The organism is Methylocaldum sp. (genome assembly GCF_039794385.1).
In the GTDB taxonomy this organism is placed as follows: Bacteria; Pseudomonadota; Gammaproteobacteria; order Methylococcales; family Methylococcaceae; genus Methylocaldum.
On record NZ_JBDIVO010000312.1, the window covers coordinates 1 to 5346 of the forward strand.

A 5346-nucleotide genomic window follows, 5' to 3' on the forward strand; every position below is an offset into this window, starting at 1 on the left:
GGCAATTCGTCGTGACGCTGTTTGAGCAGCACGTCGATGTTGGACCACGCTTTTGCGGTATCATGCTTCAAATTGACCAGCCGGTTGTAGATCAAGATGGCGTACACGATCACGAACAAGATCGTGCCGACCAGAATGAAACCGCCTACGCTCATAATCTCTCCTCGCGTTCTTGAAGTTGAATCAGGGCTTGGAGAAGTATAGACGGCGGGCCCGGCGCATCATTTGATCAATCGGAGTGTCGTAAGGTGACGATTCAGATTTATAACGGTGTCGAGCCGAAATTGGGAACAGGAACTTACATTGCCGACAGTGCGCTGGTGATCGGTGACGTGACATTGGGCAACGACGTCTCCATTTGGCCGATGGTGGTCGCGAGAGGCGATGTGCACCGAATCGAGATTGGCGACGAAACCAATATTCAGGACGGCTGCGTGCTGCACGTCACCCAACGAAGCCGCTACAACGAAGAGGGCAATGCCTTGATCGTCGGGCGGGGTGTCACCGTGGGGCACCGGGCGGTACTGCATGGGTGCACCATCGGTGATCTATGTCTGATCGGCATCGGTGCGGTGATCATGGACGGTGCCGTCGTGGAGGACCGGGTAATGATCGGTGCGGGGGCTTTGGTGCCGCCCGGCAAGCGTTTGGAAGGCGGTTTTCTTTACGTGGGATCGCCGGCGAAACAGGCACGCCCGCTCAAGGAGGCCGAGCTGGAATATTTAAGTTTTTCCAAGGACGGTTACGTGCGTTTGAAGAATCAATATCTGAGTGATGCCAGATTGCTTGGCGCTTAGCACTAGCGACCACGCTCCCGATTGAGAATGTCGATCACGGGATGCGTTTCCGGCCGTATGCCCCGCCAGATAAAAAACGCCTCGGCCGCTTGTTCGACCAACATGCCGATGCCGTCAACGCTGACATCGGCCCCCACATCTTTTCCCCATCGGACGAACGGTGTGGGCTCCGTCCCATAGGCGAGATCGTAGCAACATCCGCCGGCTCGGAGAATATTCTTCGGCAGATCCGGCAGTTCGCCAATCAGGCTGGCGGCGGTGGCGTTCAGAACGAGATCGAAGGATTCCGTGCCCAAGTCTGAAAAGCCGCATCCGGCGATCGGGCCGAGATCCCCAAACTCCTCTGCCAGCCGGACCGCTTTGTCGGGTGTGCGGTTGGCGATCACCAGGCAAGACGGACCTCGCTCCAACAGTGGACCAATAATGCCGCGGCTTGCGCCGCCCGCGCCCAAAAGAAGGACTCGGCGGTTTTCCAAGGAAAGTCCGAGATTGACCGTAAGGTCTCGCATCAAGCCGACGCCGTCGGTGTTGTCCCCGTAAATCGTTCCATCCGGACGTAAGGCCAAGGTATTGACGGCTTTGCTGCGTTCCGCGCGCTCACTTTTGGAATCGGCAATTTTCCAGGCGAGTTCCTTGAGGGGAACGGTGCAATTCAAGCCTTTCCCGCCACCGGCGAAAAAGTCTCGCACGCGGATTTCGAACGTTTCCGGCAGAACGTCTTGCGCGGTATAGGTCAGACGCTCTCCGGTCTGTTCTGCAAAAAGCGCGTGAATACGGGGCGATTTGCTGTGGCCGATGGGGTGACCGAAGACGGCATAACGATCTGCTGGCAGCATGACTAGGTGAATCCGGCGGAAATCTTGATGAAGACAGTTTTAGGTTTCAGCCTTTGCGCAGTTTAGGTGCTCTGTCTCATGGCGTCTTCGCGAAGCCATTCGGCAACGGTCCTGGCGTAATAGGTCAGAATGGCGTCCGATCCTGCGCGCTTGAGCGCCAGCAAAGATTCGAGCACGGTCTTGCGCTCGTCGAGCCAGCCGTTTTGTGACGCGCCTTTGAGCATGGCGTATTCCCCGCTGACTTGGTAGGCGAACGTAGGGACGCCAAAGCGGTCTTTGACGCGGCGGATGATGTCCAGATAAGGCAATCCCGGTTTGACCATGACCATGTCCGCGCCTTCCGCCAAATCGAGCTCGACTTCCCGCAGGGCCTCATCGGAATTGGCGGGATCCATCTGGTAAGTGTATTTGTCGCCGCTCCCCAGGTTGGCCGCCGAGCCCACGGCATCTCGGAAAGGTCCGTAGAAGGCGGAGGCGTACTTGGCGGAATAGGCGAGAATACGCGTGTGGACGAATCCTTTCTCTTCCAATGCGTCCCGGATTGCGCCGATGCGCCCGTCCATCATGTCCGAAGGCGCCACGATGTCGGCGCCGGCTTCCGCATGGGACAGCGCCTGTTTCACGAGTACTTCGACGGTTTCGTCGTTGACCACGTAGCCGTTTTGATCTACGAGCCCGTCCTGGCCGTGAGTCGTGAAAGGGTCTAGAGCGACATCGGTGATGACACCCAGTTCCGGCAGCTGTCGTTTCAGTAGGCGTACCGCTCGTTGCACCAAACCCTCAGCATTGTAAGCCTCGCGTGCGTCATCCGTTTTTTTGTCGGGTGACGTTACGGGAAAGAGTGCGATGGCGGGAATGCCAAGCCGAAAAGCCTTTTCGCTTTCGCGTAACAGCAAGTCGATGCTTAGTCGCTCGACGCCGGGCATAGAAGCGACCGGTTCCCGCCGATTTTCGCCTTCCAAGATGAAAAGAGGGTAAATCAAATCATTGGTGGAAAGCTGTGTTTCCCGCACTAAGCGCCGGCTGAATTCATTCCGTCTCATTCGGCGCAAGCGAACATTGGGGTAAGAAATGCTATTATTTAACGACATGGTGGCCGGTTTATTGCGTGGGACACAGAGGAACTCGGTAGTTTAGTGCATGCCGCCGAGTTATGATAAGAATATTAAAAAGTCAGCAGGAGTTTTTAAATGAAATTTACTAAGTCTTCCTTCGGCCTGGCAAGTTGGGCCGTTGCATTGTCGTTGCTGTTAAGCTTCTGGGGAGCGGCAGCGTGGGCGGAGGAAGGATTACTCCCTCCACAGCAGGTTATCCAGCACAGTGCCGACGAGCTGCAAACCACGCTGCAAAAGCCGGAATACAAGGGCGATTTCAGGAAAGCTACTCAGTTCGTTGATGGCATCATCGAACCGCATGTGGATTTCGATCGTGTGTCGATGTTGATTTTAGGAAAGTATTGGAAGACGGCGACGCCCGAGCAAAAAGAACGTTTTAAAAAGGAATTCCGGATGCTGCTTGTGCGTACGTATACCACCGCCTTTACCGAATACGCCAACTGGAAAATCCGTTATCTGCCGCTGCAGATGAAGCCGGAGGACAAGAAGGTTATGGTCCGTACCGAAATTCTCCAGGCGGGCGCTCAACCCGTGGCGGTCAACTATCGAATGGTGTTCACCAAAAACGATTGGAAAGTGTACGACGTATTGATCGAGGGCATCAGTTTGCTACAGAACTATCGTGCCAGCTTTACCGATGAGGTTGCCCGTACCGGCTCCCTCGATCAATTGATTTCACACCTGGCAGAGCGCAACGCTACCGCCATGAAAGAGCCGCTCGGGGCAGCGGGCGGCGGCGATAAAAGAGGCTCATAGCCAGTCTCTAGGTTTCAGGTAATTCTTGTACAGATTATCTTCGGCGCTACCTTCCTGCGGCTTCCAGTTATAGCGCCAATGCGCGATCGGCGGCAGAGACATTAGAATGGATTCTGTCCTGCCGCCCGATTGCAATCCAAACAAAGTTCCTCGGTCATAAACCAGGTTGAATTCGACGTATCGTCCGCGGCGATAGAGCTGAAATTCGCGCTCCCGTTCGCCGTAGGGCATATCCTTCCGTTTTTGGACGATCGGAACATAAGCCTTGATGTAATGATCTCCGACGCTGCGCAAAAAATCGAAGCAGCGATCGAACCCCCATTCATTGAGATCGTCGAAAAATAATCCTCCGATGCCCCGGGTTTCATTGCGGTGTTTGAGAAAAAAGTATTCATCGCACCAGCGCTTGAACTTGGGGTAAATATCCTCGCCAAAGGGAAGACAGGCATCCCGGGCTACAGTGTGCCAATAAATCGCATCTTCTTCGAAGGGATAATAGGGTGTGAGATCGAAGCCGCCGCCAAACCACCATACCGGCGTTTCGTTTTCCTTCTCCGCGAGGAAAAAACGGATATTGGCATGAGAGGTCGGGACATATGGATTCAGAGGGTGAATGACCAGGGATACGCCTACGGCTTGAAATGTCCGGCCTGCGAGTTCTGGCCGATGCGCAGTGGCGGAGGGTGGCAGATTTCTGCCGAACACGTGGGAGAAATTGACGCCGCCTTGCTCGAACGTTTTTCCGCCGGTCAATACGCGGGTTCTTCCTCCGCCGCCGCCATTGTATTGCCAAAGGTCCTCCAAAAATCGGGCGTCTGGTTCCTCGTTTTCCAGGGCGAGACAGATTTTGTCTTGGAGGTCTTGAAGATAAGCTTTAACTTGTAAGATATCGGGTGTGTTCATTCGGCGATCTTCCCGTAAAAGTCGAGTGTGGATGGGAGTCTCCGGGATGTTGTTCGGCTCGAGCGCTTTGCGGCTTTCTTCTTCTAAATGGACGACGAGATTGTAGCACGGTGGAATAGGGATGTTGTTGCCTCGAAAACATTATGAGTCCCGAAGGGGAAACGGAAACCAACAAGGTAAGCGGCGCCCCAAAGAATGGCGGCAACCCATTGAACGAGAATGTCCAATTGTAATTTGAGCCTGAAGGTATATTCGGATCTGTTTTCGGTGCTTGGGCAGCCGTACTTGCGTACTTGGCTAGACCGGTTGCCGACTCGGTTGGACGCGGTTTTTGGCTCCGCGCGGCATGGCGATTGGCCGGCTTGGCAGGCCGCACTCGATGGCCTGCCAAAAATCGATGCGTCCGTGGTCGATTTGAATGCCGATAGCATCCTTGTCGATGGGGGATGCAACGAAGAACAGCGGGACCGTATCGAGAGTCTGCTGCTCAGGCTTCATCCGTGGCGCAAGGGTCCATATGCCATTCATGGCATTCATATCGATACTGAATGGCGCTCCGATCTTAAATGGCGCAGGCTGAAAGATCATATTCAGCCGCTTGAAGGCCGAACCGTGTTGGATGTCGGCTGTGGAAATGGTTACCACGCCTGGCGCATGATTGGATGCGGGGCCGAGTTGGTGATCGGAGTTGATCCGACACTCTTGAGTGTCGCGCAATTTCTGGCGATCAAGCATTTTGCCGGCGATTTTCCGGTTCATGTGCTTCCCTTGGGTATAGAGGACGTTCCGCTCAATCTTCGTGCCTTCGACACTGTTTTTTCGATGGGGGTGCTTTACCATCGCCGTTCGCCTTTCGATCATCTTTTGGAGCTCAAGGGCTGTCTCAGATCCGGCGGTGAATTGGTCTTGGAGACTTTGGTCGTCGACGGTGGGCTGGGT

6 protein-coding genes are annotated in these 5346 nt (G+C 54.8%); 3 read left to right on the top strand and 3 right to left on the bottom strand.

Features of this window, described 5'->3' with window-relative positions:
* Positions 1-248: 248 nt before the first annotated feature.
* A complete protein-coding gene (locus ABJK70_RS19495; protein WP_077728510.1) occupies positions 249-797 on the top strand; it encodes a gamma carbonic anhydrase family protein in 549 nt (182 codons plus the stop codon).
* Between the two features lie 2 nt (positions 798-799).
* Here the strand turns inward: ABJK70_RS19495 and aroE are convergent, their stop codons facing one another.
* Both aroE and hemB read right to left on the bottom strand, forming a co-directional pair.
* Positions 800-1633: a shikimate dehydrogenase gene (gene aroE / locus ABJK70_RS19500; RefSeq protein WP_086135143.1), complete on the bottom strand. Its 834-nt coding sequence runs from the start codon at positions 1631-1633 to the stop codon at positions 800-802.
* Positions 1634-1695: 62 nt separating this feature from the next.
* Positions 1696-2724 carry a porphobilinogen synthase gene (gene hemB, locus ABJK70_RS19505; protein WP_347258827.1) on the bottom strand — a complete coding sequence of 343 codons (1029 nt, stop codon included), beginning with the start codon at positions 2722-2724 and terminating at the stop codon, positions 1696-1698.
* Between the two features lie 99 nt (positions 2725-2823).
* Between hemB and ABJK70_RS19510 the strand changes: the two genes are divergently transcribed.
* Entirely contained in the window at positions 2824-3504 is a 681-nt protein-coding gene (locus ABJK70_RS19510; RefSeq protein WP_077728507.1) for an ABC transporter substrate-binding protein, read from the top strand.
* On the opposite strand, the gene hemF is transcribed toward ABJK70_RS19510, so the two are convergent.
* Entirely contained in the window at positions 3499-4407 is a 909-nt protein-coding gene (hemF, locus tag ABJK70_RS19515) for an oxygen-dependent coproporphyrinogen oxidase (RefSeq protein WP_086135145.1), read from the bottom strand. The genes ABJK70_RS19510 and hemF overlap by 6 nt on opposite strands.
* Before the next feature lie 219 nt (positions 4408-4626).
* Between hemF and cmoB the strand changes: the two genes are divergently transcribed.
* Positions 4627-5346 (top strand): tRNA 5-methoxyuridine(34)/uridine 5-oxyacetic acid(34) synthase CmoB (gene cmoB / locus ABJK70_RS19520; RefSeq protein WP_347258828.1); only part of this gene is annotated, 720 nt, incomplete at its 3' end.